The organism is Paraburkholderia dinghuensis, from assembly GCF_003837865.1.
Lineage (GTDB): Bacteria > Pseudomonadota > Gammaproteobacteria > Burkholderiales > Burkholderiaceae > Paraburkholderia > Paraburkholderia dinghuensis.
This window is the reverse complement of record NZ_RQIS01000016.1, coordinates 26,673-53,011: the sequence shown is the minus strand read 5'-3', so window position 1 is coordinate 53,011 and position 26,339 is coordinate 26,673. Positions and strand designations below refer to the sequence as shown.

26 protein-coding genes and 1 tRNA gene are annotated in these 26,339 nt (G+C 65.2%); 3 read left to right on the top strand and 24 right to left on the bottom strand.

Annotated elements, in window-relative coordinates:
- Positions 1–3 precede the first annotated feature (3 nt).
- The 23 genes from ccmI to def form a co-directional block, all read right to left on the bottom strand.
- Positions 4–888, bottom strand: a complete 885-nt coding sequence (gene ccmI, locus D1Y85_RS20385) for a c-type cytochrome biogenesis protein CcmI (RefSeq protein WP_124152889.1) — start codon at positions 886–888, stop codon at positions 4–6.
- Positions 885–1,364: a cytochrome c-type biogenesis protein gene (locus D1Y85_RS20380; protein ID WP_425466958.1), complete on the bottom strand. Its 480-nt coding sequence runs from the start codon at positions 1,362–1,364 to the stop codon at positions 885–887. The genes ccmI and D1Y85_RS20380 overlap by 4 nt, the downstream gene beginning before the upstream one ends.
- Positions 1,361–1,915, bottom strand: coding sequence for a DsbE family thiol:disulfide interchange protein (locus D1Y85_RS20375; RefSeq protein WP_124152888.1), 555 nt, complete (start codon positions 1,913–1,915; stop codon positions 1,361–1,363). The genes D1Y85_RS20380 and D1Y85_RS20375 overlap by 4 nt, the downstream gene beginning before the upstream one ends.
- Positions 1,912–3,990, bottom strand: a complete 2,079-nt coding sequence (locus D1Y85_RS20370; protein ID WP_124152887.1) for a heme lyase CcmF/NrfE family subunit — start codon at positions 3,988–3,990, stop codon at positions 1,912–1,914. The genes D1Y85_RS20375 and D1Y85_RS20370 overlap by 4 nt, the downstream gene beginning before the upstream one ends.
- On the bottom strand, positions 3,987–4,445 hold the full coding sequence (gene ccmE, locus D1Y85_RS20365; protein ID WP_124152886.1) for a cytochrome c maturation protein CcmE: 459 nt from the start codon (positions 4,443–4,445) through the stop codon (positions 3,987–3,989). The genes D1Y85_RS20370 and ccmE overlap by 4 nt, the downstream gene beginning before the upstream one ends.
- Positions 4,442–4,612 carry a hypothetical protein gene (locus D1Y85_RS27150; RefSeq protein ID WP_185219057.1) on the bottom strand — a complete coding sequence of 57 codons (171 nt, stop codon included), beginning with the start codon at positions 4,610–4,612 and terminating at the stop codon, positions 4,442–4,444. Before D1Y85_RS27150 ends, ccmE begins: the two co-directional genes overlap by 4 nt.
- Complete coding sequence (gene ccmC / locus D1Y85_RS20360; RefSeq protein WP_124152885.1) at positions 4,609–5,352, bottom strand: heme ABC transporter permease CcmC; 744 nt, start codon at positions 5,350–5,352, stop codon at positions 4,609–4,611. Before ccmC ends, D1Y85_RS27150 begins: the two co-directional genes overlap by 4 nt.
- Before the next feature lie 5 nt (positions 5,353–5,357).
- A complete protein-coding gene (gene ccmB, locus D1Y85_RS20355; protein ID WP_124152884.1) occupies positions 5,358–6,026 on the bottom strand; it encodes a heme exporter protein CcmB in 669 nt (222 codons plus the stop codon).
- The gene (ccmA, locus tag D1Y85_RS20350; protein ID WP_124152883.1) at positions 6,023–6,658 is read right to left on the bottom strand and encodes a cytochrome c biogenesis heme-transporting ATPase CcmA; all 636 of its coding nucleotides are present in this window, start codon (positions 6,656–6,658) and stop codon (positions 6,023–6,025) included. Before ccmA ends, ccmB begins: the two co-directional genes overlap by 4 nt.
- Positions 6,659–6,695: 37 nt before the next feature.
- On the bottom strand, positions 6,696–7,313 hold the full coding sequence (locus D1Y85_RS20345; RefSeq protein WP_124152882.1) for a NapC/NirT family cytochrome c: 618 nt from the start codon (positions 7,311–7,313) through the stop codon (positions 6,696–6,698).
- Positions 7,314–7,328: 15 nt separating this feature from the next.
- Entirely contained in the window at positions 7,329–7,814 is a 486-nt protein-coding gene (locus D1Y85_RS20340) for a nitrate reductase cytochrome c-type subunit (protein ID WP_124152881.1), read from the bottom strand.
- A 9-nt stretch (positions 7,815–7,823) separates the two neighbouring features.
- Complete coding sequence (napA, locus tag D1Y85_RS20335) at positions 7,824–10,316, bottom strand: periplasmic nitrate reductase subunit alpha (RefSeq protein WP_124152880.1); 2,493 nt, start codon at positions 10,314–10,316, stop codon at positions 7,824–7,826.
- Positions 10,288–10,674 carry a chaperone NapD gene (locus D1Y85_RS20330; RefSeq protein ID WP_124152879.1) on the bottom strand — a complete coding sequence of 129 codons (387 nt, stop codon included), beginning with the start codon at positions 10,672–10,674 and terminating at the stop codon, positions 10,288–10,290. The genes napA and D1Y85_RS20330 overlap by 29 nt, the downstream gene beginning before the upstream one ends.
- 64 nt (positions 10,675–10,738) lie before the next feature.
- Positions 10,739–10,921 carry a periplasmic nitrate reductase, NapE protein gene (gene napE / locus D1Y85_RS20325; protein WP_124152878.1) on the bottom strand — a complete coding sequence of 61 codons (183 nt, stop codon included), beginning with the start codon at positions 10,919–10,921 and terminating at the stop codon, positions 10,739–10,741.
- Between the two features lie 303 nt (positions 10,922–11,224).
- Positions 11,225–11,300 (bottom strand) — tRNA-Phe (locus D1Y85_RS20320).
- Between the two features lie 82 nt (positions 11,301–11,382).
- A complete protein-coding gene (gene esaR / locus D1Y85_RS20315) occupies positions 11,383–12,069 on the bottom strand; it encodes a response regulator transcription factor EsaR (RefSeq protein WP_124152877.1) in 687 nt (228 codons plus the stop codon).
- Positions 12,070–14,493: a sensor histidine kinase gene (locus D1Y85_RS20310; RefSeq protein WP_124152876.1), complete on the bottom strand. Its 2,424-nt coding sequence runs from the start codon at positions 14,491–14,493 to the stop codon at positions 12,070–12,072. It abuts the gene before it with no gap.
- Positions 14,483–15,073 (bottom strand): DUF4390 domain-containing protein, encoded by a 591-nt coding sequence (locus D1Y85_RS20305; protein WP_124152875.1) that lies wholly within the window; start codon positions 15,071–15,073, stop codon positions 14,483–14,485. The genes D1Y85_RS20310 and D1Y85_RS20305 overlap by 11 nt, the downstream gene beginning before the upstream one ends.
- Complete coding sequence (rsmB, locus tag D1Y85_RS20300; protein ID WP_124152874.1) at positions 15,070–16,593, bottom strand: 16S rRNA (cytosine(967)-C(5))-methyltransferase RsmB; 1,524 nt, start codon at positions 16,591–16,593, stop codon at positions 15,070–15,072. The genes D1Y85_RS20305 and rsmB overlap by 4 nt, the downstream gene beginning before the upstream one ends.
- Positions 16,594–16,760: 167 nt before the next feature.
- Positions 16,761–17,615: a zinc metalloprotease HtpX gene (gene htpX, locus D1Y85_RS20295; protein WP_124152873.1), complete on the bottom strand. Its 855-nt coding sequence runs from the start codon at positions 17,613–17,615 to the stop codon at positions 16,761–16,763.
- A gap of 107 nt (positions 17,616–17,722) precedes the next feature.
- Entirely contained in the window at positions 17,723–18,373 is a 651-nt protein-coding gene (locus tag D1Y85_RS20290) for a LysE family translocator (RefSeq protein ID WP_124152872.1), read from the bottom strand.
- A gap of 104 nt (positions 18,374–18,477) precedes the next feature.
- Positions 18,478–19,476: a methionyl-tRNA formyltransferase gene (gene fmt, locus D1Y85_RS20285; RefSeq protein WP_124152871.1), complete on the bottom strand. Its 999-nt coding sequence runs from the start codon at positions 19,474–19,476 to the stop codon at positions 18,478–18,480.
- 56 nt (positions 19,477–19,532) lie between these two features.
- Entirely contained in the window at positions 19,533–20,036 is a 504-nt protein-coding gene (def, locus tag D1Y85_RS20280; RefSeq protein WP_124152870.1) for a peptide deformylase, read from the bottom strand.
- 251 nt (positions 20,037–20,287) lie between these two features.
- Between def and dprA the strand changes: the two genes are divergently transcribed.
- The 3 genes from dprA to D1Y85_RS20265 all read left to right on the top strand — a co-directional run bounded on the left by dprA (position 20,288) and on the right by D1Y85_RS20265 (position 24,829).
- Positions 20,288–21,508, top strand: a complete 1,221-nt coding sequence (gene dprA, locus D1Y85_RS20275; RefSeq protein ID WP_124152869.1) for a DNA-processing protein DprA — start codon at positions 20,288–20,290, stop codon at positions 21,506–21,508.
- A gap of 66 nt (positions 21,509–21,574) precedes the next feature.
- On the top strand, positions 21,575–21,952 hold the full coding sequence (locus D1Y85_RS20270; RefSeq protein ID WP_124152868.1) for a thioredoxin family protein: 378 nt from the start codon (positions 21,575–21,577) through the stop codon (positions 21,950–21,952).
- 240 nt (positions 21,953–22,192) lie between these two features.
- Positions 22,193–24,829: a DNA topoisomerase III gene (locus tag D1Y85_RS20265; RefSeq protein WP_124152867.1), complete on the top strand. Its 2,637-nt coding sequence runs from the start codon at positions 22,193–22,195 to the stop codon at positions 24,827–24,829.
- A gap of 118 nt (positions 24,830–24,947) precedes the next feature.
- Here the strand turns inward: D1Y85_RS20265 and D1Y85_RS20260 are convergent, their stop codons facing one another.
- The gene (locus tag D1Y85_RS20260; RefSeq protein ID WP_124152866.1) at positions 24,948–26,072 is read right to left on the bottom strand and encodes a LysR family transcriptional regulator; all 1,125 of its coding nucleotides are present in this window, start codon (positions 26,070–26,072) and stop codon (positions 24,948–24,950) included.
- Between the last annotated feature and the right edge of the window lie 267 nt (positions 26,073–26,339).

Sequence of the window (26,339 nt, the reverse complement as noted above, 5' to 3'; positions counted from 1 at the left end):
CGATCAAGGTTTCGCAGAGGCGCCGAGCCGCGCCTGTGCAACCGACGCATTCGCGCGCGCCTGCGCCGCCGTTTCCTCGCTGATCTGCGGCAATGCAGCGAGGCGCTGCCAGTAGTCGATCGCCGCCGTGTAGTCACGCCGGTCGAACGCGGCCGAGCCGGCCAGCGCCAGCGCCTTCGGATTGCCCGGATCGGCCGTGAGCGCCGCCTCGATGTGCGCGCGTGCCGCACCGTTCAGATCGCCGCCGGCGGCGGTCGCTTCGATATCGGCGAGATCGGCCAGCCATTGCGCCTGATCCGGCACCAGCGCCAGTGCGCGGCGATACGCGGCGATGGCATCGTCATAGCGCGCCAGCACCGCGTACGAACGTCCGAGCAGCACCCAGCCGTCCGCGTTGCCGGGCTCGCGCTCGAGACGCACGGCGAGCCGCGTGACCATGATTTCGGGCGTGCTTTCGAACATCGCGTGATCGTCCGCGAGACCGATTCCGTCGCCCGCGAGCAGCGGAATCGCGACCGGATTACCGAGCTGCAAATACAGACCCAGCGCAGCGGCAGGCAGGACGGCCAGCATAAGCGCGGCGATGCCCGCGCGCCAGAATGCGCCTCGCCCACCGCTCTCGGGGACGGCTGCAGCAGGTTGCAGCCGCGTATCGTCGACCAGTTGCCGTTCGAGTTCCAGCCTCGCGTCGGCGCGATGCTCCTTCGCGAGCAGGCCAGCAGATACATCCCGTTCGACTTCCGCGAGATTCGCGCGAAAAACCGCCACCGCCAACGTGCGTGCGGTGCCGGACGCGCGTGTCGTCGGCGTGCGGCGCAGCAGCGGCGCGAGCACGCAGAGCACGGCGGCGATCGTCATCGCAGCGGCGATGGTGAAGAACGCGATCATCGGGTGGGACCCTCGTCGGTGTCGGCGAGCAGCGCGTGCATCTGCGCGCGCTCCTGCGCATCGAGCGCGCACGCGCGGACGTGCCGACGACGCCGGATGCCCGCGAACAGCGCGAGCGCGGCAGCCACGAGCGCGATGAACGGACCAAACCACAACAGCCAGGTCACCGGTTTCAGCGGCGGCTGATACAGCACGAAATCGCCGTAGCGACGCACCATGTACGCGCGAATGTCGTCGTCGGTTGCACCGGCGCGAACCTGCTCGCGGATCCGTTCGCGCAGGTCGGCCGCAAGATCGGCGTTCGAATCCGCCAGGGTCTGGTTCTGGCAAACGAGGCAGCGCAAGGTGCTCGCGATTGCGCGGACGCGCGCGTCGTCGTTGGCGCCGCTCGCGAACTGCGCGTGCGCGACCGGACAGACCGCACAGGCGAGCAGCAGCATCAACACGGCGGCGAATCGCTTCGGCATCCTCATCATGACGGATCCTGTTGCAGCGTTTGAACGAGCGGCAGAATCGTGCTGTCGACCAGCGCATTCGTCAGTGGTCCGGCGTGCCGATAGCGGATCACGCCCGCTCGATCGACCACGAATGTCTCCGGCACACCGTACACGCCGAAGTCGATGCCGGTCTGTCCGTCGCGGTCGACAAGCGACGCAGTGTACGGATTACCCGCGTCGGCGAGCCATTGGCGCGCGTTGGCGGGATCGTCCTTGTAGTCGAGGCCGTAGACCGGCACGACGTGGCGTCCCGCGAGTTGCTCCAGCGTCCGATGTTCGTCGCGACACGATTCGCACCATGACGCCCATACGTTCAGTATCCACACCTGTCCGCGCAGCGCGTCTGCAGACAGCCGCTCGCCTGGCGCGCCAGGCTCGGCGAGGCGCGGCAGGTCGAAGTTCGGCGCGCGCTGCCCGATCAGCGCGGACGGCAGTTGTCGCGGATCGTGTCGCAACCCGGCCGCCAGCAACACGACCAGCACGCCGAAGCCAACGAGCACGAGCAGATAGCGCACGGGACCAGACTTCATTGGCTGGCCTCGCTCGCGGAAGTGGAGGGCGGCACGGCGAGGGTGTGCGGCGAAGCAGCGGAAGCGGCAGGGTCGACAGGGGCAACAGAAGCGCCAACCGCATTCGACGGATCGAGCGCACCTGCCGCCTCACGCCGCCAGCGCGACGGCACCAGCCGGTAGCGCCGGTCGCTCGCGGCCAGCACGCCGCCGAGCGCCATCAACACACAGCCGGCCCAGATCCATCGCACGAACGGCTTGATCTGGATGCGCAGGGTCCATCCTCCATCGGGCGTCGGCTGATCCAGCGCCACATAGAGATCGCGCAGCACGCCGTGATCGATTGCCGCTTCGGTCATCGGCGTGTCCTGCACGTTGAACAGACGCTTCTCCGGATGCAGCGTCGCCACCGGCGCGTCGTCTTTCGTCACAGTGAGGGTTGCGCGCGTGCCCTGCCAGTTCGGTCCGCTCACCTTGTCCGTGCCGTCGAAGCGAAAGCGGTACGCGCCGAGCGAGACGCTGTCGCCGCGATGCATGAGCAGATCGCGCTCCGCTTCGAATCCCTTCACGAGCGTGACGCCGACGATGAACACGCCCACGCCGACATGCGCGAGCCACATCCCATACGTGGCGCGCGGAATGCGAGCACAGCGCGCGCGCAGCGGGCCCGACTGTCCGCCAACGCGTTCGTACACACCGACCGCGACGGTCGCGACGCTCCAGGCGGCGAGCAGGATGCCGAGTCCGATCAATGGGCGCCAGTTGCCGAGCACGAGCGGCAACACCACCGCGGTCGCGCAACTGACCAGCGCGGCCCAGCGCAAGCGCACGGCCAGATCGGGAATGCGCGCGCTTTTCCAGCGCGCGAGCGGACCGATGCCCATCAGGAAAACGGCGGGCGCCATCAGCGGGACGAACACGCTGTCGAAGTAAGGCGGCCCGACCGAAACACGATCGAGGCCCAGCACTTCGAGCGCCATCGGATACAGCGTGCCGAGCAGCACCGAGCCGGCGGCCACGACGAGCAGCACGTTGTTCGATAGAAGCAGCGCCTCGCGGGACACGGGCTCGAACCCGGGCCCTGGCGGAATGTGCGGCGCGCGCCACGCGTACAGCAGCAGCACGCCGCCGACGAGCAGCGCAAGGAAGCCGAGAATGAACACGCCGCGCGCCGGATCGGCGGCGAACGCGTGAACGGACGTCACGACGCCCGAGCGCACGAGGAACGTGCCGAGCAGACAGAGCGCGAACGTGCAGATCGCGAGCAGCACGGTCCAGCGCCTGAAGCCGCCGCGCTTTTCCGTGACGGCGAGCGAATGGATCAGCGCCGTCCCGGCAAGCCACGGCATGAACGACGCGTTCTCGACCGGGTCCCAGAACCACCATCCGCCCCAGCCGAGTTCGTAGTACGCCCAGCCGCTGCCGAGCATGATGCCGAGCGTCAGAAACACCCAGGCCGCCACCGTCCACGGACGCGACCAGCGCGCCCACGCCGCGTCGAGCCGCCCCGACAGCAGCGCGGCAATTGCGAACGAAAACGCCACCGAGAAACCGACGTAGCCCATGTACAGAATCGGCGGATGCGAGACCATGCCGGGGTCCTGCAGCAGCGGATTGAGCCCGCGTCCGTCGAGCATCGGCGGCAGGAGCCGCACGAACGGGTTCGACGTGAACAGCATGAACAGCAGGAAGCCCGACGCGATCCAGCTCATCACCGCCAGCACGCGCGCGACGATCTCGACCGGGAGTTGCCGCCCGAAGCAGGTCACTGCGACCATCCACAGCGTGAGCCAGAGCATCCATAGCAACAGCGATCCTTCGTGACCGCCCCATACTGCCGTGAAGCGATAGATCGCGGGCAGCGTCGAACGCGAATTTTCGGCGACGTACAGCACCGAAAAATCGTTATGCACGAACGCCCACGCGAGGCAGCCGAACGCAAGCGCGACGAAGCCGAACTGCGCACGCGCGACGGGCCAGGCGAGCCGCGTCCACGCATCGATGCCGTAGTGCGCGCCGACGAGCGGCACGACGCTGCTGACGAGCGCGAGCAGCAACGCGAGTATCAGCGCGAAGTGGCCGATCTCGGGGATCACGATCCGCCCCCCGTGGCGGCGCGCGGCGCGGCGGCCAGGCCGTGCGAGTTCAGGTTGCGCAGATCGGGGGGCGTGTATTTCTCATCGTGTTTCGCGAGTACCTGGTCCGCGTGGAACTGGCCATCCGCGCCGAGCGTGCCTTGCGCGACCACACCGCTCCCCTCGCGGAACAGGTCCGGCAGCAGCCCGCGATAGACGACGCCGATCTGTCTCACGTTGTCCGTGACCACGAAATGGACGGTCAGGCCATCCGCGTCACGGCGCAACGAGCCGCGCTCGACCATGCCGCCGAGCCGGAACGCGCGCGTCGTATCGCTCATCCGCGCGTCGATCTGGCTGGGGCTCACGAAGAAGACGACGTTCGCGCGAAAGGCGTTCAACACGAACGCACACGCGAGCGCGATGGCCACGAGCCCGCCCCCGATCCAGCCCGCTCGGCGCCAGCGTGCGTTCATGAGCGTGGCTCGTCGGCGTGGGTGCGGGTGTCCGCGCGGGGGTTCGCGTGGTCATCGCGTCCGGCGGCCCACGCGTCGAGCGCCAGCACCACGAACGTGAACGCGAGCGCCGCGCTTAGATAAGGCGTATGCGCGAGCATCTGCACGACATCGGCGAGTCGGCTCATGCGGCCTGTTCCTCCAGTCTGGTCTGCCACGGCGCCGCGCGTTCGCGCGCGCGAATGATCGCGCGCACGCGCATGAGCGTCGACGCAATCGCGTACGCCCAGAAGCCGAACGTCGTCACGACGATGCCCGCGAGCATCGACGCGGTCATCGCGACGCCGCTGCCGAAACCGAGCGACGGCCCCTGATGCAGCGTGTACCACCACTGCACGGAGAAGTAGATGATCGGGATGTTGACCACGCCGACCAGCGCGAGCACGGCGCACGCGCGATCGGCACGGCGCGCATCGTCGATGGCCGCGTGCAGCGCGATGAAGCCGAGATACAGGAACAGCAGGATCAGCTCCGAGGTTAGTCGGGCGTCCCAGACCCACCACGCGCCCCACGCCGGCTTGCCCCACAGCGCGCCGGTGACGAGCGCGATCAGCGTGAACACGGCGCCGCACGGCGCGAGCGCCTGCGCCATCATCGCGGACAGGCGCGTGTTGAAGATGAGCCCGAGCGCGCAATAACCGGCCATCACGACGTAGAGAAACATCGACATCCACGCAGCCGGCACATGGACGAACATGATCCGGTAGACGTCGCCCTGCAGCGCATCGGTCGGCGCGATCGCGAGGCCGATCGCGAGCCCGCTGGCGATGAGGATCAGCGCGGCGACGCCGAACGCGGGCGCGAGCCGCGCGGCGAGCGGCGCGAACGTGTGCGGCGAGGCAAAACGGAACCAGTGGGGACGGGTCATCGCGTTCATTCCATCGCAATGCGCAGCGCGGCGGCGCTGGCCCATGGGCACAGCCACACGCCGAGGCACAGCGCGGCGGCGAGCAGCGAAAAGTTCGCGCTCGCCCACGCGGGATCGGCAGCGGCGTTGGCCGCGCCGGCGCCGAAGATCAGCACCGGCACGTCGAGCGGCAGCACGAGCAGTCCGAGCATCACGCCGCCGCCGCGCACGCCGAGCGTCAGCGCCGCGCCGATCGCACCGAGCAGACTCAGCAAAGGCGTGCCGAGCAGCAGCGAACCCATCAGCGGCAGCACGGCGGTGAAGTCGAGGTCGTATTGCAGCGCGACGACGGGCACGAGCAGCGTCAACGCGAAGCCACTCGTCAGCCAGTGCGCGAGCACCTTGCCGAGCACGATCAGCGCAAGCGGCTGCGGCGACAGCAGCATCTGCTCGAGCGCGCCGCTCGAATAATCGTGGCCGAATAGCTGGCCAGTCGACAGCATCGCGGCGAAAAGCGCCGTCACCCAGACGACGCCGGGCGCCACCGCGTGCAGCAGTTTCGGATCGGGGCCGAGCGCGAGCGCGAAGAGACTCGACGCGATCACGAAAAACATCAATCCGCCGATAGCGACGGCCCGCCGCCGCCAGCTCAGCATCAATTCCCGGCCGACGATCGCGAGTGTCAGTCGGATCATGCGCGGCCCTGATCGAGATCCAGATGGTGCGTGACGCCCGCCATATCGAGCGGCCGATGCGTGGTCGACACGACGATGCCACCATCGCGCAGATGCGAGGCGATACAGGTTTCGAGCCAGGCGGCGGCAGCAGCGTCGAGCGCATCGACGGGCTCGTCGAGCAGCCAGAGCCGCTTGGCGGAAGCGATGAGCCGCGCGAGCGCCACGCGCCTGCGCTGCCCCTGCGACAGCGTGCCGACGCGCCTCGCGCGCAACGCATAGAGGTCCGCGCGTTCGAGCACGTCGCGCTCGTTGTCCGCGTTGTGAGTGGCGTGCGAGCGGCACTCGTCGAGTCGCGCCGCGAAGCGGATGTTTTCGGCGACGGTCAGGTCATCGCTAACGCCGTTCGCGTGGCCAACGTAGGCGAGATCGCGCCGGAACGGCGCGGGATTCGCGTGCACGTCGAGACCGCGCCAACGCACGCGGCCCGCCACCGGCCGCCGCAGCCCGGCAAGCACACCGATCAGCGTGGTCTTGCCGCTGCCGTTCGCGCCGTGAATCTGCAGCGCGCCGCCCGGCTCCACCTGCATGTCGATACCCGACGCGAGCAGCTTGCCGCCACGCGCCAGAGCCAGTTGCTCGATCGAAAGCATGATCCGATGCCGCCCCCTTGTCGTCCCCGCTATGCGGTCATTGCTTCTGCTGCTTCTCCCACTCGTCCATGTCTTCCTGCGCCTGCTGCATATTCGGCAAATGATGCGCAATACCCTTGTGACAGTCGATGCAGGTCTTCTCGCCGGTCCCCAGAAATCTCTGGTGCGCAGCCTGCGCACGCGGACTCTGGCGCGTGAAATCCATATGTTCGAACGAGTGGCAGTTGCGGCATTCGAGCGAGTCGTTCGTCTTCATGCGCTTCCATTCGTTCTCGGCCAGTTCGAGCCGGCGATCCAGGAACTTCTCGCGCGTGTTGATGGTGCCGAATATCTTCCCCCAGACTTCCTTCGACGCCTGCATCTTGCGCGCGATCTTGCTGGTCCACGCGTGCGGCACGTGGCAATCAGAGCAGGCCGCGTGCACGCCGGTCCGGTTCGAATAGTGAATCGTCGTCTGCAGTTCTGCGTAGGTGTTGTCGCGCATCTCGTGGCAGCCGATGCAGAAGCGCTCGGTATTCGTGAGCTCCAACGCCGTGTTGAACGCACCCCAGAACACGACCCCGGCAATGAAGCCACCCAGCGTCAGAAACCCGAGGCTGAAATACACCGACGGTCGGGTGACGATCTGCCAGTAGCGCCGGATGAAATTGCGCATATCGGGCCTTCCTGATCAGGGGTGCTTCGCGCGCGCGCCGCTCGGCATCTTCACGTCGTTGAGTTCCATGAAGGTGTTGCCGACGAGAGGCTGCAAATCGGCCTGCGGTACGTGGCACGCGGTGCAGAAATAACGGCGCGGCGCCAGATGGCCGAGCGTTTCACCCGCGCGATCCGAGTAGTGCGAAATGCCGATCGGCGTCGCGCCGCTCTGCGCGGCGCGGCTGCGCGCGTGACACGTGAGACAGGCGTTCGCGTTGCGGTCGAGTTGATAACCGTCGATCTTGTGCGGAATCGTCGGCGGCTGCTGCGCAAAGGCGCGCCCACGGATCACGTCCTTGTTCTCGGTCGGCGCGATGAGCGGCGGCGTTGTCGCCTGGTCGAGCGCCGTCGGGCCGCGCATCGGATCGGCGAACCGAGTCGGCGGTACGGCGGGCGGCGCAGCGTGGGCCACCGGGATGAACAACACTGCAATGCTGACAATGACGCCCCAGATCCGCATGGTCGTCCCCTAGACTTTGGCGATCTTCACCGCACACTTCTTGAAATCGGTCTGCAGCGAGATCGGACAGGTCGCATCGAGCGTGACCTTGTTGATCAACTGGCTCGCATCGAACCACGGCACGTACACCAGTCCGCGCGGAGGTTTGACGCGTCCGCGCGTTTCCACGCGCGTCACGATGTAGCCGCGCCGGGACGTCACCGAGATCGCGTCGCCGCGTCTCAGCCCCTGGGCTTTCGCATCGTCGGGATGCATGAAGCACACCGCGTTCGGAAACGCACGATAGAGTTCGGGCACGCGCCGCGTCATCGATCCGGAATGCCAGTGTTCGAGCACGCGTCCAGTCGATAGCCAGTACGGATATTCCTTGTCCGGCGATTCAGCTGGAGGCTCGTAAGGCAGCCCGAAAATTACGGCACGGCCGTCCGGGTTGCCGTAGAACTGCCAACCGGTGCCCGCCTTCACGTACGGATCGGAGCCCTCCCGGTAGCGCCAGCGGGTTTCCTTGCCATCGACGACCGGCCAGCGCAGGCCGCGCGCCTTGTGGTAGGCGTCGAACGGCGCGAGGTCGTGGCCATGCCCGCGCCCGAAACCCGCGTACTCCTCGAACAGGCCCTTCTGCACGTAAAAGCCGAACGCCTTGGCTTCGTCGTTGCGATATTTCGGATCGGTCTGCGACAGCGGGAATTTGTCCACCTGCCCGTTGCGGTAGAGCACGTCGAACAGCGTCTTGCCCCGGTACTCAGGCATCTTCGCGATCAGATCCTCGGGCCAGACTTCCTCAATCTTGAAACGCTTCGAAAATTCGATCAGTTGCCACAGGTCCGAGCGCGCTTCGCCCGGTGCGGACACGAGCTGATGCCAGAACTGCGTGCGCCGTTCGGCATTGCCGTAGGCGCCTTCCTTCTCGACCCACATTGCCGTCGGCAGAATCAGGTCGGCAGCAACGCATGTGACAGTCGGATACACGTCGGACACCACGATGAAGTTGTCCGCGTTGCGATAGCCGGGCAGGCCTTCCTGCATCATGTTCGGCGCCGCCTGCATGTTGTTGTTCACCTGCACCCAGTACGCATTCAGCTTGCCGTCTTTCAGCATGCGGTTTTGCAGCACGGCGTGATAGCCCGGCTTATCGGGGATCGTTCCCGGGGGCAGCTTCCAGATGCGCTCGGCCTCCGCGCGATGCTTAGGATTCGCCACGACCATATCGGCCGGCAGGCGGTGGGAGAACGTGCCGACTTCGCGCGCGGTGCCGCACGCGGATGGCTGGCCGGTCAGCGAGAACGGGCTGTTTCCCGGCGTCGAGATCTTGCCGGTCAGCAGGTGCAGGTTGTAGACGAGGTTGTTGGCCCATGTGCCACGCGTATGCTGGTTGAAGCCCATGGTCCAGAGCGACATCACCTTGATATTCGGATCGGCGTAAAGCTGTGCGAGCTGGTCGAGCTTCTTCTTCGACACGCCGGACAGCTTCGTCACATATGCCGCGTCGTAGGTCGACACGAACTTCGCATATTCGTCGTACGTCATCGGCTTTGCGCCGCCGGCATCCGCCGCGTTCTTCGCGGCCTTCTGCAGCGGGTTCTCGGGACGCAGCCCGTAGCCGATGTCGGTGTTGCCGCGTTTGAAGACCGTGTGTTTGTCGACGAAATCGCGGTTAACCTTGCCGTTCTTGATGATGTAGTTCGCGATGTAGTTGAGGATCGCGAGGTCACTCTGCGGCGTGAAGACGATCGTTTCGTCGGCGAGGTCGAACGTGCGCTGCTCGAACGTGGAGAGCGACACCACCTTGACGTTCGGCGACGACAGGCGCCGGTCGGTCACACGCGTCCACAGCACCGGGTGCATCTCGGCCATGTTCGCGCCCCACAGCACGAAAGCGTCGGCCTGCTCGAAGTCGTCGTAGCAGCCCATCGGCTCGTCCATGCCAAAGGTCCGCATGAAGCCGGCCACCGCGGACGCCATGCAATGCCGCGCATTCGGGTCGATGTTGTTGGTGCGAAAGCCCGCCTTCATGAGCTTCAACGCCGCGTAGCCTTCGAAGATCGTCCACTGGCCCGAGCCGAACATGCCGACCGCCGACGGGCCTTTCGCCTTCAGCGCACGCTTGAACTGGTCGGCCATCACGTCGAACGCCTGGTCCCAGCTAACCGGCGCGAACTCGCCGTTCTTGTCGTACTTGCCGTCTTTCATGCGCAAGAGCGGTGTCGTCAGACGGTCCTCACCGTACATGATCTTCGACAGGAAGTAGCCCTTCACGCAGTTCAGGCCGCGGTTGACCTCGGCGTGCGGATCGCCGACGGTTGCGACGACCTTCCCGTCCTTGACGCCTACGCTGACACCGCAGCCGGTGCCGCAGAACCGGCACGGCGCTTTCGACCACGTGAGCGCGTTATCCGCGCTATCGGCGGCCAGCGCCAGAGGGGCGCTGAGCGTGACGCCCGCTGCAGATGCCGCAGTCGCTGCTGCGGTCTGCTTAATAAATGCCCGGCGGGTCAGCTTCATCGACAAGCTCCTCGTTCAACGACTCGGCGTCTTCGTGGTGCTGGTATACGAGCGCGGCTGAATAGACCCCGGGCAGCCCATGGATCGCCTGGAGCGTATTGGCAACCTCATCGCTTCCATTGCCTTCGATGGTGACGACGAGTTTGCCTAGTTCCGAGACGGCGTGAATTTCCGCTCCGGCCATGCGGGAGATTGTGCCAGCGACATTTTTGAGATGCGCTGGACTTGCATACACGACGAGGCCGGCGATATGGATCTCCCCGGAGCACGGGGCCTGCGCCTCGACCGGCGCTGAGTCTCCTGATACGGAGGCGCCGGCGCGTGTGCGTTCGCGCGTGCGTTCTTTACGGGACCGCATGATCTGCTCTCCTGTCCGCGCGGATGGCGCGGCGCGTGTCCACTACCGTGTTGCCCCAGGGAATTCAGTGGTGCGGAGGGCCGCCGATCAGCATCTGATAGAACCAGACGGCGAAGCCATAGCCGGCGATGATCACTACGGTCAGCACCGGGATCAGGACGACGGTCAGAAAGAGAAAACTGAGTAGTTCTTGTGATCGGGTCGGTACGTCGGTGGGTCGTACGTCTTTGGCCGGTACGTCACTCATGATGCGATCCTCGCAACATTCCAACGTGCGTAATGGCGGGCCCGCAGGAGACAGGCGGACGGCATCGTTTTTATTTCTTGTACTTATGCGTTGAATTGTTGGTAGATGCCGTGGCCCTTGTCAAGGTGAATGCCTGGCAATAGCCGTCGTCGGCATTCCCATTCGCCCCTGGTTTGCGAACGTGCTGGCCTGAGTTTGAGACTGGGGCTCGGGACTGGGCCTTAGGTCGGCCGCGAAGTCCGCATGGCGTTTTGAACGCCACAAATGAAAACGCCCAACCGCGAACGGTTGGGCGCTTAATTCTGGTGGCCTGGGACGGAATCGAACCATCGACACGCGGATTTTCAATCCGCTGCTCTACCAACTGAGCTACCGGGCCAACGAAGAAGCGAAAGTATAGCGGTTCTTGACATCCAGCGCAAGCCCCTCGCCAAACTGCCGGGCGGCGCGGGGGCTCGGACTCATTCCCCTTTGCTCTTGCCGAGATCCACACCCAGCTGCTTGAGCTTTCGGTACAGATGCGTGCGTTCGAGCCCGGTTTTTTCCGCGACGCGCGTCATGCTGCCGTTCTCGCGTGCGAGGTGATATTCGAAGTAGGCGCGCTCGAAGGCGTCGCGTGCGTCGCGCAGCGGGATGTCGAACGAAATCGACGCCATCTGCACCACCGGGGCCGCACCTTGCACGCCATCGCCGGCGAGCACCGGCAGTGCCGCCGCCGAAGCGACCGCGGCAGGACCGCCCGCCGCCGGTTTGCCCGAAGCCTGCGTTGCGACGGGCGCGGCGGTGCCGTGCGCGAGCCCCTGCTCGACAGCTTTCAGCAACTTTTGCAGCGCGATCGGCTTTTCGAGGAAATTCAGCGCACCGATCTTCGTCGCCTCGACAGCCGTGTCGATCGTGGCATGCCCCGACATCATGATGACGGGCATAGTCAGAAGCGACTGCGCCGCCCACTCCTTGAGCAGCGTGACGCCGTCGGTGTCCGGCATCCAGATATCGAGCAGCACCAGGTCCGGTACCTGACGCAGCCGGAATTCGCGCGCATCCTGCGCGTTCTCCGCCAGCTCCACGACGTGTCCTTCGTCGCTCAGGATCTCCGAGAGCAGTTCCCGGATCCCCATTTCATCGTCTACCACCAGGATGGTTGCCATTTACGCTGCCCTTGTCTGCACTGTTGCCGCTGTTGCTTTTATTCCCTGCTCCGTTGCAGCACGTCCTGCCCGCTCGCCAGACCCTGCCGTGTCGGCGTCGTCTGCCAACTGGAGAAAGAGAATCGAGATCTGTGCGCCTTCGATCACATCGCCCGCCTTCAGGCGATTGCGGATGTCGATGCGCGCGCCGTGCTCGTCGACGATCTTCTTGACCATCGCAAGCCCGAGTCCTGTTCCTTTGGCTTTCGTCGTCACATAGGGTTCGAACGCTCGCGTCAGAATGCGCGCCGGGAAGCCAGGCCCGTTATCCGACACCGTGAGTCGGACAGCCACGCGCGTGCGGCCTTCGGCGTCCGGGTCTCCGTATTCTACGGCCCGCGTTTCGAGCAGCACGCGTGGATTCGGTGTGTCGGCCACCGCGTCCTGCGCATTCTGCAGCAGGTTGTGGATCACCTGGCGCAGTTGCGTCGCATCGCCGCGTATCACCGGCAGCGCCGACAGTTCCACCTGGAGCGCGCTCTTGCCTTCCTCCGCGCCATACAGCGTGAGCACCTCGCTCACCAGATCGTTGAGTTGCAGGCTCGCAAGCACCGCCGGAGGCGTGCGCGCGTAGTCGCGGAAATCGTCGACCATCTGCTTCATCGCCGCGACCTGATTCACGATCGTCGTCGCGCCGCGTTTGAGCACATCGGCGTCCGCAGGCGCGAGTTTATCCGAGAGCTTCATCTGCAGGCGTTCCGCCGAAAGCTGGATCGGCGTGAGCGGATTCTTGATCTCGTGCGCGAGACGCCGCGCGACTTCGCCCCACGCAACCGAGCGCTGCGCCGAGATCACGTCGGAGATGTCGTCGAACACGACCACATAGCCCGACGTCTGCATGTCGCCCACGTCGCGGCCCGTGTCCGTGACGAGGCGCGCGCCGCGCACGAGCAGCGTGAGCGGATCGGCTTCGCCCGGAATCGGCACCGAGAACTGTTGCTGCCAGTGGCCGCGCGCGTTATCGCTGTCGCTGCTCGCGGCCTCCTGATCGGCAAACGCCTTGCGGACCATTGCGCCAAAATCCGCCAGCACCGCGATGTGATCGAGCGATATACCGAGTTGCGTCTCAAAGGGCTGACGGAAGATGCGTTCCGCGCCCGGGTTCGCCGTGGTCAGCCGGAACTGGCGGTCGAACACGAACACACCGGCCGTGAGGTTCGCGAGAATGCTTTCGAGGTACGCCTTCGAATGTTCGAGCGCGACGCGGTTCTTCTCGACCGCGGCGCGCGCTTCGGAAAGCTGGCGCGTCATCGCGTTGAACGACTGGGTGAGGAAGCCGAGTTCGTCGCGCGACTTGATTTCGCGCTTCGGCGTGTAGTCGCCCTCGGTCACTTCCTTCGTGCCCTGCGCGAGCAGGAACAGCGGCCGCGCGAGCTGGTTGCCGAGCGCGAGCGCGAGCATCATCGCGACGAAGGTTGCAAGGAAGAGCGCGAGCGTGAGCGTGCCGATGTACATCTTGCGCAGGCCCGTGCGGCCGAGCGCCTTCTCCTGATACTCGCGATACGCGCGCTGCACGGCGTCCGCGTTGCGCGCGAGCGTGGCGGACACCGGCTGCTCGAGTTGCAGGAAGCGTTCTGTGGGCTTCAGGTCGGTGGTGTTCGCATCGGGAATGCGTGTCACGACGCGCAACCGCAGTGGCCCCTTCGTGCCGAGTTCGTGCGGATCGCCGTCGACTTCGCCTTCGATCGCCGCGAAGTAACCATGCGAGCGCGCCTGCGCGATCATGAGCGGCGTGGGCAGGTCGGCGGACACGAGCAACGACAGGCTGCTCGACGCCTGGGCGACGACGTGCATCTCCGGCGTCGCACCCGACATGCTGCGCACCGGCGTGACGATGATCGCGTCCTGCACGCCGAACTGATCGCGTGCGCGCAGGAGCGTGAGCGTGGTGCCCGCGGAGTCGGCGCTCGCGATCTGCTCGGCCATGAGCCGCGCCTTGGTCTGCAGATCGGAGAGCGAAGCGTCCAGCATGCCGCGCCCGAGATTCAGGCCGGCCGTGAGTGCGGTTTCGATGTTCACGTCGAACCACGACTCGATCGAGCGCGAGACGAACTGATACGAAACGACGTAGATGATCCCGCCTGGCACGACGCCGACGAGTGCGAAGAAAAACGCGAGCTTCGCGAGGAGCCGTGTGCCGAATTTGCCGCGCCTCAGCCGCACGACGATCACGATCACGAGCGCCGTCACCACGGACAGGAAGATCAGCGCGACGACGATGTTGGCCGCATAGAGCCAGCCGTAGTAGCGATCGAAGAATTCGGTGTTCGCGCTCGCGGCGGCGAGCAGCACGAGCAGCAGCGTCGCGGTGAACGCGACGGTGGAGACGAGCAGCTTGACGACGATGCTGCTGACGCTGGTGGCGCGGCGCACTTTATTTAGCACGTTCGGTCACCGTGAAGTTGAAGCGCTTCCAGTCGGAAGAGAGATTCCAGTCGCGGTTGTTGACCGCGTCGATCTGGAATGGCTTGGGCATGAGCGCGACGTCGAGTTGCATGCGCACCGAAGCCGTGTAGGTTTCGCCCTGACGCACGTCTTTGGGCTCGATCACGTGCCACGAAGTGACGTGTTTGATGACGGCGAGCGCCTCGGCGAGCGTCGGAAAACCGAGTTGAAGGCCCCCGGTCGACACGCGATATTCGCGCGTGAGCGGCTGAAATGAGAGCCGGATGCTCTGCGAGACGCTCACGGGCTGCTCGTCGAACCAGTACCAGCGCGGGCGCGAGAGTTCGAAATCGGTGGTGAAGTAGAGCGGAATGCCTTTGTTGACCGCGTCTTCAAGGCTGCTGTTCAGTTCGAAGCTGAACTGGGCGTCGAGGCTCCAGCCCGTGCCGTCGGCTTGCAGCGACGCGCGCTGCACCGAGATCGAATCGGCGCGCGCCGGCGTCGCGGCGATGAGACCGGCGACCAGCGCAAGCCAGATCAGTGCCGCGAACCGCAGCGAGAAGAAGCGTTTAATGGTCACCGTTTCTGAAAGCGCGCGTAGAAGAATCCGTCGTGATCGGCGGTGCGGCTGGGATCGGCGGTGCTACCCGCATCGTCCGGTGCCGCGTCAGGCTGCGCCTTGCTGGCTGCGCCGTTGTCAGCCTCCCCGCCCGGCGCGCCCCCGGCCGTCGGCAACAGTTGCCCCGGCGCGTCCAATCGTACAGCATCCGGGCGGCTGCTTTCAAACCAGCGCGCCGCCTCTTCGCCCTCCTGCGGAAAGATCGAACAGGTCACATAGAGCAGCTCGCCGCCCGGTTTCAGGAGCGCCCACAGCGCATCGACGATACGGCGCTGCTCCTTCGCGAGCGATGCGATATCACTTTGACGGCGCAGCCAGCGGATATCGGGATGTCGCCGCACGATGCCCGACGCCGAGCACGGCACGTCGGCCAGGATGCGGTCGAACGGCTGGCCGTCGTACCAGGCGGCGGGGTCGCCCGCGTCGCCGGTCACGACCCGCGCGCTACGCATCGGATGCGCCGGATCGGGCTGGGCGAAGCCGAGCCGCTCGAAGTTTTCGTCGATACGTCTCGCGCGCGTCGCGTCGCTTTCGAGCGCGATCAGGTCGATGTCCGCGAGTTCGAGCAGATGGCCGCTCTTGCCGCCGGGCGCCGCGCAAGCGTCGAGGACTCGCATACCGTCCCGCACGTCGAGACATTCGGCGGCGATTTGCGCGCCAGCGTCCTGCACCGAGACATCGCCCGCCATGAAACCCGGAATGCGATCGACCGGCAATGGCGCCGCGAGGCGCACGGCGTGTTCGCCGATCTGCACTGCGTCGATGTTCGCCGCCTGAAGGCGCTTCAGGTATTCGACCGCCGTCGTGCGGCGTGCGTTCACGCGCAGCGTGAGCGGGCCGTGCGTGTTGCCGGCGGCGAGAATCGCCGGCCATTGGTCAGGCCACGCAGTGCGCGTCGCGTCGATCCACCATTGCGGGTAATTCCAGCGCGCGACCTCGTTGGCTTGCGCCGCGGCAAGCGCCGCCTCGCGCTCGCGCAGGAAACCGCGCAGCACGGCGTTCACGAGACCTTTCGCGAACGCCAGGTCGCGTCGCGCTCCTATCGCGCGGACGGCCTGATCGACGACCGTGAACGGGGCGTAGGCGGCGTCGGCTTCGTCGTCGACGAGCAACGCCAGCGAGCACGCGATCAGGTTCGCGACAGGAGGAGGCGGCGCCTTGCTCACGCGTTGCTTGATCAACCAGTCGACGAGGCCGAGCCGCCTCATCGTCCTATAGGCGATGTCCTGCACGGCGCCGCGCGCGAGCGGCACCAGGTCCGGCGGCAAAGCTGCAAAAACGCTCGTCAGCGCGGCAGGCAACGCCGCACCCGCGCGCACCGCGCCGACGGCCTGTGCGGCCTGGTCCAGCGCGAAGCCGAGCGAATCAGGTGACAGATGCACCGACTGACGGCCAGCCGCAGTGCCGGGCTTGCGGGCGCCCTGGCCTGGGCGCCGGTCGCGGGACGGGGCGGCAGGCCGCCGGGAAGAACTGGATGTCATGGAAAAACCGGAAGCGGGCCACGTGGAGCGTGGCGCAAACGATGCATTGTAGCGTGGCGTGAGCGCAACGCTTCTGACGCGACCGGACGCGCCTGAACCTCGCGCAAACGAACAGGGCAGGCGCATTGCCTGCCCTGTTCATCATCAAGGATCGCGAAAAACGCTGCTCAGTCGAAGCGCCCCGTGCGTGCCATTTCCATGAGGCGCGAAATACGCTCTTCGGTAGCGGGGTGCGTCGAGAACAGCTTCGCCATGCCACCGCCCGAGAGCGGATTCATGATCATCATTTGGGCGGTGGCCGGATGCTCTTCAGCGGTCCGGAACGGGATGCCCTCTGCGTAGCGATGAATCTTGTCGAGCGCAGACGCGAGCGCTTGCGGATCGCCCGAAATCTGCGCACCGCCGCGGTCGGCCTCGAACTCCCGCGCACGCGAAATCGCCATCTGGATCAGCGCGGCCGCGATCGGCGCCAGCAAAGCGACGGCGATTGTCGCAATCGGATTCGAACGGCCGTTCTGGTCGCGGCCGCCAAAGAACATCGCGAAGTTCGCGAGCGCGGCGATCGCACCGGCCATCGTGGCGGAAATCGTCGAAATGAGGATGTCGCGATGTTTCACGTGTGCGAGTTCATGCGCCATCACGCCGCGCATCTCGCGCTCGGAGAGCACGCGCAGGATGCCGGTAGTGGCAGCGACGGCCGCATTGTCCGGGTTGCGACCGGTGGCAAAAGCGTTGGGCGCATCCTCGTTGATGAGATAGACGCGCGGCATCGGCAGTTCGGCGCGTGTGGCAAGTTCGCGGACCATGCGATAGAACTGCGGCGCGGTGTTCTCGTCCACTTCCTGAGCGTTGTACATGCGCAGGACCATCTTGTCCGAGAACCAGTACGAGAAGAAGTTCATGCCGAGCGCCATCACGAGCGCGAACATCATGCCGCGCTGACCGCCGATCATGCCGCCGATCACGATAAAGAGGGCCGTAATCGCGGCCATCAACATCGCGGTTTTGACCCAGTTGAACATGCTGTGCTCCTTAACCCAAGAGGGGAATCAAATCAGTCGGCGCGCGTCGCACCGACGCGGCGGCCGCATTGTAAGCGATTTGTTAGATATGGGTGCACGCCAAAAATTCAACTCTCGCGGGTGGCGGTGGCAAGTTTCACGCCAAGGCCGACGAACGCGGTACCGACCGTGCGGTCGAGCCACTTCTTGACGCCCGGCTTGCCCGAGAAGCGCTTCGTGACACTACCGGCGATCCAGGCGACAAAACTGTTCCAGACAGTGCTCATCGCCACGAACACGACGCCGAGCGCCAGGAACGCGAGCGCCTTGTGCGGGCTGCCGGCAGACACGAACTGCGGGAAGAACGAGACGAAGAACAGCACCACCTTGGGGTTGAGGACGTTGGTCCAGAAACCCTGGAGGAACAGCTGGCGCAGCGGCCGGGGCGCCGTGGAGCGCGGCGCTGCTTCGGTCTTGACAGGTGCAGGGGCGGCCTTCACGAAGATCAGCCGGACGCCTAAGTACACGAGATAAAGGGCGCCGACGAACTTGACCACGGTGAACGCAGTAGCCGACGCCGCGAGCAGCGCAGTCAGGCCAAACGCGCACGCAAGCGAATGCACGCAGCATCCTGCCGAAATGCCGAGCGCGGACACAAGACCGGCGCCACGTCCTTGCGCGACGCTGCGGCCGACGATGTAAGCGGTATCAGGGCCCGGCGTCACGTTGAGCAAAAAGACCGCGACGACGAAAAAACCAAAGTGGGTGATGCCGAACATGACGACCTCAGGAAAAACAAATCAGGCTGAACCGATTCTAACGCGCCTGGAATCGTACGCGGCACCTGGCCGAATGGACGACTGGCGCCCGCTCGCGGCGTCGGTCAGACTGTGGGCGTATCGGGCAACTGGAAACGCTGCCCCGCTGCAAGCGGTAAGCCGGCCAGGAATTCGCGTGCCGGCAGACGTTTGCCGCCGGGCTTCTGCAGCTGCGTCACGCGCAGCGTGCCCTCGCCGCACACCACCACCACACCGGCGGGCGTCACGTCGAGGATCTGGCCTGGTGCGGCGCCAGCAGGAACGCCCGTCCCGTCAGCCGGTTCGGCCGCCCAGAGCTTGACCTGCGCGCCATCTAGCGTCGCGACGCCGCCGGGAAACGGATCGAACGCACGGATCTGGCGCGCGAGCACGTTGGCGGGACGGCGCCAGTCGAGCGCAGCTTCCTGCTTGCCGATCTTTTCGGCGTAGTTGGCGCCATGCGCCGGCTGCGGCGTCGAGGGCAGCGTGCCGTTGCGCTCCAGCTCGACGAGCGCCTTCACGATCAATTCCGCGCCCAGTTGCGCGAGGCGGTCGTGCAGCGTCGCGGTGGTATCGACAGGGGCGATCGGTGTGCGCACTTCGGAGATCATCGGCCCGGTGTCGAGGCCGGCGTCCATCTGCATCAGCGTGATGCCACTTTCGGTGTCCCCCGCTTCGATCGCGCGGTGGATCGGCGCGGCACCCCGCCAGCGCGGCAGAAGCGATGCGTGAATGTTGATGCAGCCGTGAGGAGGAATATCCAGCACTTCCTGCGGCAGGATCAGACCGTAGGCGGCCACGACCATCACGTCGTGTGGCGTCGCGTGCAGCAACTCCAGCGCGGCGGCGGCTTCCTCCGGGTACTTGCCCGCGCGCCGCAATGACGTCGGCTGCGCCACCGCGAGCCCGTTATCCTGCGCATAGCGCTTGACCGGGCTCGCCTGAAGCTTCATCCCGCGCCCGGCCGGGCGGTCGGGCTGAGTCAGCACGAGCGGCACCGCGAAGCCCGCTTCGTGGATCGCGGCAAGTGCCGCGGCGGCGAATTCCGGCGTGCCGGCAAAGATGACGCGAAGTGAGTGGCTCATGGGCGCTCGAAGTCAGGCTGGACGAAAGAAAAGAGGTACGAGGCGACGCGAACGCGTTACATCGCCCGCTCGAGCTTCTTCATCTTGCTCTTGATGCGCGTTTGCTTGAGCGGCGAGAGGTATTCGACGAACACGCGGCCCATCAAGTGATCCATTTCGTGCTGGATGCACACGGCCAGTAGCTCTTCGCAATCGACTTCGTAGGTCTCGCCCTTCTCGTTCTGCGCGCGCACGCGCACTTTCTCGGCGCGCTCGACATCGTCGTAGATGCCTGGTACCGAAAGACAGCCCTCTTCGTGGACCATGCGTTCGTCGCTAGACCAGATGATTTCCGGGTTGATGAACACGCGCAGTTCGTCGTGCGTCTCCGATACGTCGATCACCACGACGCGCTCATGCACGTCCACCTGCGTCGCAGCAAGACCGACGCCAGGTGCGGCGTACATGGTCTCGGCCATGTCTTTGACGAGCTTGCGGATGCGCTCATCAAAGACCTCGACCGGTTTGGCGACCTTGTGCAGGCGCTTGTCCGGGTAATGAAGAATATTTAGTAGAGCCATGATTTAGCGGATTTCTCGGGGCGCCGGGATCGTCCGGCATCGCGCAGACTGGCCGTTCGGCCAGCTTGCCGGCCCATCGGAGGATGCAGAGGATATAGGTACAAAACGGCCGGATTCAACGCGCCGCCGCCCGCGCAGCAGGCTACTCCACAGGTCTGCGCGACGTCTCACGGGAAGCGCCGCACTGTATTTCGGATGGTGAAAATTTTATCACGACGGGTTGTAACACGCCCGGCGCGGAGTTTTTTGTCATGCTCGCACCCTTGCCGCTCGGCGCCGACGAACGGTCAGCCTGGCTGCGCCTTTCCACCGCGCGCGGCCTGAAACCCGCCGCGCTGCGGACGCTGCTCGGCGCCTTCGGTTTGCCCCAGAACGTGCTGGCCCAGTCGCTTGCCACGCTCGCCGCCACGGCAGGCGGCGACGCAGCGCGGGCCGCACTCGCACCGCCTGCGTCCTCTTTTGCGAACCAGATCGACGCGCTGAACGTCTGGTGCGCGGTGCCGGGCAACGCGCTGGTGACGCTCGCCGATCCGGCTTACCCGCCACGGCTCCTAGCCATGCCCGATCCACCACCGATGCTCTACGTGCAAGGTCAGCTCGGCCTGCTGCACGGGCGCAGCATCGCCGTCGTGGGAAGCCGCAGCGCCACGCCTCAGGCGCTCGTAGACGCCGCAAGGTTCGCACGCGCGTTCGCGGCTGCGGGCGTCACGGTCGTTTCAGGGCTCGCGCTCGGCGTGGATGGCGCCGCGCATCGGGGAGCGCTCGACGAATGCGGCGGAACGGCCGCCGTCATCGGCACAGGTGCGGATCTCGTCTACCCGACTGCGCATCGGGCGCTCGCGGCACAGCTCGCCCAACGTGGCGCGATTGTCTCCGAATGGCCGCTCGGCACGCCCGCACGCTCCGAGAATTTTCCGCAGCGCAACCGCTTGATTGCGGCACTCGTCGAGGGTGTCGTTGTGGTGGAAGCCGCGATGCGTTCCGGCTCGCTGATCACCGCGCGGCTCGCCAATGAAATGGGGCGCGACGTCTTTGCACTCCCCGGTTCGATTCATGCGCCGCTCGCGCGCGGCTGCCATCGGTTGATCAAGCAGGGCGCGCAGCTCATCGAGTCGCCGGAGGAAGTGCTCGAATCGCTTGGTGTTCCGCAGCCCGCCGCGCGCGTGCCGGAAAGTAACGGCGAGAGCAGCCCGAGACGGACTCGCACCCCAGCGGCTTCTCAGGCCGGCACGCCCGGCGCACCGGCCGATGAAATCCGGGGAAGCGCTCGCGCCAGACCGCCAGCCAGCCTCAGCCCCGAAGCGTCGCGCCTGCTCGATGCGCTCGGCCACGCGCCAGCCACGCTTGAAATCCTCGCGGCGCGCACCGACATGCCCGAGGCGGTACTGCAAAGCACGCTGCTGCAGCTCGAACTGGCGGGTCAACTGAATTCGCTGCCCGGCGGATGGTTCGTGAGGGCGACTCCATGCTAGCGCCAGCGTGTTACATTCGCGCCAAATGTACCTCCTCCTATATATAAGAGAACGCAAGGAACGAGCATGCCCGCGCTTAACCTCGACACCGACGCCGACCGGATCGCCGACCGGATCGCCGACCGCGACACGCTCTTCGTCGCGTGCCTTTGCGCGGAGTGGTGTGGCACGTGCCGCGACTATCGGGCTACTTTCGACCGCATCGCCGACGCCCATCCGGACATCTGTTTCGCGTGGATCGACATCGAAACCCACGCGGACCGCTTCGACGACCTCGACGTGGAGAACTTTCCGACGATCCTGATCGAAGACGGCACCGCGACGCGCTTCTTTGGCACCGTACTGCCGCATGGCGCGGTGGTCGAGCGCATGCTCGCCGACCTCACGGCACTGCCGGGCGTAAGCGACGCACCGAAGCTGCGTCCCGCGCTCGCAGAGGCGTGAGCTACGCAACGTGTCTTTACTCCAGATCTGACCCCGGTCAGACCGCCGCTTGCGGGCCGGCTCGCCGCGCCATTATGATTGGGCGCCGCTTGTGACCGCGGCGGGCAACAAGAAGACGCAGAAATCGCCGCCGCCGCGCCTTGTGCTATAAAGCGGTCGAGAAACAGGACCGGCCGAGGACCGACCCAAGGGGGTGTCGGCCGCAGTCGCGCCAAACCGGATTCACCACTTACAAAACTCATGTCCAAAGCTCTGATCATCGCCGAGAAGCCGTCTGTCGCGAACGACATCGCGCGCGCTTTGGGCGGGTTTGCGAAGCATGACGAATACTACGAAAGCGACGACTTCGTCCTTTCGTCGGCAGTCGGCCATCTGCTGGAAATCGCCGCGCCGGACGCCTATGAAGTCAAGCGAGGCAAATGGAGCTTCGCGCATCTGCCCGTCATCCCGCCTCATTTCGACGTGAACCCGATCGCAAAAAGCGAATCGCGGCTCAAGGTGCTCATGAAGCTGATGAAGCGCAAGGACGTCGACCGCCTCATCAACGCATGCGACGCGGGGCGCGAGGGTGAGCTGATTTTCCGCCTCATCGCGCAACACGCGAAGGCGAAGCAACCGGTCCAGCGCCTGTGGCTGCAGTCCATGACGCCCGCCGCGATCCGTGATGGCTTCGCGCACCTGCGCAGCGACGCGGACATGCAACCGCTCGCCGACGCGGCGCGCTGCCGCTCGGAAGCCGACTGGCTCGTCGGCATCAACGGCACGCGTGCGATGACCGCGTTCAACAGCAAGGGCGGCGGCTTCTTCCTGACCACGGTCGGGCGCGTTCAGACGCCAACCTTGTCGATCGTCGTCGAACGTGAAGAGAAAATTCGCCGATTCGTGCCGCGCGACTATTGGGAAGTGCGCGCGGAGTTCGTTTGCGCAGCGGGCTTCTATGAGGGCCGCTGGTACGACCCGAAGTTCAAGCGCGACGAATTCGACCCCGAGAAGCGCGACTCGCGCCTCTGGAGCCGCCCGGCAGCCGAATCGATCGTCGCCGCCTGCCACGGCCGCGAAGGCACCGTCACCGAGGAATCGAAGCCGTCCACGCAGCTCTCGCCCGCGCTCTTCGACCTGACGAGTCTCCAGCGTGAGGCGAATGGCCGCTTCGGCTTTTCGGCCAAGAACACGCTCGGTCTCGCGCAGGCGCTGTACGAGAAGCACAAGGTGCTGACCTACCCGCGTACCGATGCGCGCGCGCTGCCTGAGGACTACATCGAGACGGTCAAAGAGACGCTCGGGATGCTCAAGGAGAGCAACAACTACCTGCCGCATGCGAAGCAGGTGCTCGACCGTGGCTGGGTGAAGCCGAACAAGCGCATCTTCGACAACTCGAAGATCAGCGACCACTTCGCCATCATCCCGACACTGCAGGCGCCGAAATCGCTTTCCGAGCCCGAGCAGAAGCTGTACGACCTCGTCGTGAAGCGCTTCCTCGCTGTGTTCTTCCCGGCCGCCGAATTCCGTGTCACGACGCGCATCACCGAAGTCGCCGGACATCACTTCAAGACCGAAGGCAAGGTGCTGGTCGAGCCGGGCTGGCTGCAGGTTTATGGCCGCGATGCGGGTGGCGAGGACGCCAACCTCGTCCCGGTGCAAAAGGACGAGAAGGTCAAGACCGACGAGATCGCCGCGCACCAGCTCGTGACGAAGCCGCCGGCACGCTACAACGAAGCGACGCTGCTCTCTGCCATGGAGGGTGCGGGCAAGCTCGTCGACGACGAGGAACTGCGCGAAGCCATGGCCGCGAAGGGTCTCGGCACGCCGGCCACGCGCGCGGCGATCATCGAAGGCTTGCTCGGCGAGAAGTATCTCGTGCGCGAAGGGCGCGAACTGATCCCGACCGCGAAGGCCTTCCAGCTCATGACGCTCCTGCGCGGCCTCGACGTGAAAGAACTCACTGCGCCGGAACTCACGGGCGAGTGGGAATACAAGCTATCGCAGATGGAGCGGGGCAAGCTGCCGCGCGACGCGTTCATGCAGGAAATCGCCCGCATGACGCAGACCATCGTCAAGCGCGCGAAGGAATACGACTCGGACACGATCCCGGGCGACTATGCGACGCTCGAAACGCCGTGCCCGAACTGCGACGGTCAGGTGAAGGAGAACTATCGGCGCTTTGCTTGCACGAAGTGCGAGTTCTCGATTTCGAAGATCCCTGGCGGCCGACAGTTCGAGATCCCCGAAGTCGAGGAACTGCTGCAGAACAAGACGATCGGGCCGCTGTCGGGCTTCCGTAGCAAGATGGGGCGCCCGTTCTCGGCCATCCTCAAGCTCTCGTTCGACGACGAAACGAAGAACTACAAGCTCGAGTTCGACTTCGGTCAGGATCAGGGCGGCGAGGATGGCGAAGCGCCCGACTTCTCGGAACAGGAGGCAGTCGGTGCGTGTCCGAAGTGCGCAGGACGCGTGTTCGAGCATGGCATGAGCTACGTGTGCGAGCATTCGGTCGCCAATCCCAAGACCTGCGACTTCCGCTCGGGCAAGGTGATCCTCCAGCAGGAAATCACGCGCGACCAGATGGCGAAGCTGCTTGCCGAGGGCCGTACGGACCTGCTGACGAACTTCAAGTCGTCGCGTACGGGCCGTAATTTCAAGGCTTTCCTCGTGAAGCAGAGCGACGGCAAGATCGGCTTCGAGTTCGAGAAGAAGGAACCCAGCGCGAAGACGGCGGCGAAGAGCGCAGCGAAAAAATCGACGGGCGCCGCAGAAGCCGCCAGCGAAGAGTCGCCGGAAAACGCGAAGCCTGCACGCAAGACCGCCGCGGCGAAAACCACGACGACAGCCCGCAAAACCACTGCCCGCAAAACCGCGGCACGTAAAACGGGCTCCTGAACGCGCAACGCCCGGCGGTAAAGTCCGGGCGTTCCTCATCGTCGGCTCCAAAGCAAAAGGCGCAGCCTCTTACGAGACTGCGCCTTTTTTCATCGCCAGATGCGCGGTGATTCCCGCCTTATAGCGGCGAAACCGCCGAAGTCTGCGTGCGCGTGGCCGTTGAGCGTGCCACCTTCGGCGCCCGCTCGCCGTCGCGGAGGTTTCGCTCGTTATCGAGCAGATTTGAAAGCGGCTCCGAACCGGCAAACGCCTCGGGCGCGACGGGATGCTGCGCGCCACGACGTGCCAAAGCCGGACCTGCCGCTGGATGCGCAAGGCCGTCCTTCACCCACTGCTCGCCGAGTTGGCCGTTCGGTGTCTGGGTGAAATGCTCGACGAGGTGATCGATAAACGTTCGCACCTTCGCCGGCAGATGGCGGCGGCTCGGATAAGCGACGTTGATTTCGATCTGCGGCAGACGATATTCGCTGAGCAGCCGCACGAGTCGGCCGCGGGCCATGTCACGGCCAATCAGATAGCTCGGCAGGAGCGCGATACCCATGCCGAGCAGAGCGAACTGACGCAGCATCTCCGTGTTGTTTGCGACGATCACGTCCGTCGGACGCACGCGGGTTTCACCATCCGGCCCCGTGAACACGCGCTCGCCGCCCCAGTATTCCGACGACAGCGACAGCGACGGATGCTCTGTCAGTTGCTCCGGACGGGTCGGCGTGCCGTGCTTGTCGAGGTACGCCGGCGTGGCGCAGACAGTCATGCAGCCGGTCGTCAGGCGACGCGTGACGATGCTCGCACTCCGCATCTGCCGCGCCGCGACGATACCGAGGTCGAAACCCTCCTCGACAAGATCGACCTGGCGATCGACGAGGGTGACATCGGGAACGACCTGTGGATAGCGCTGCGTGTAGGTCTGAAGTACCGCTGCGAGATTGTGCAGCCCGAACACGACCGGCGCGACGATGCGCAAGGTCCCGACGGGCTCATGGTTGCGGGCGACCACCATCTGCTCGACGTCTTCGAGTTCGTCGAGAATCTGGCGCGCGCGTTCGAGATAAACCTGACCCGATTCGGTCAGTGAGAGGCTGCGGGTCGTGCGGTTAAGCAAACGCGTACCCAGTCGGCCTTCGAGGTCGGCGACGTGACGCGTGGCAACCGCATTCGAGATATCCATTGCCGTGGCAGCCCGAGCGAAACTGCCGAGGTCGGCCACTTTGACGAATACTCGCATCGACTGCAAATGATCCATTAGACAACTCCCGCTTTGTAAGCGCCCGCTTAAAATCAGCAAAGCAAGCTGCGAATTCTCCTACGACTGGCGGATTCCTGCAGAAGTTGCCTGCAAAGACCGTTTTTTCTCGAAACTCTCTTCGCTGACAGCGAGAATTGTGCAGACAGATAGCTTATTGTTTCTAATGACACAACAATTGCCGCATCGCAGCGAAACAAGGCAGCGAATGTCGAACAGACGGCGTGCACACCCAGATTGATCGTGCCCCGCTCCGATGTGCCACCA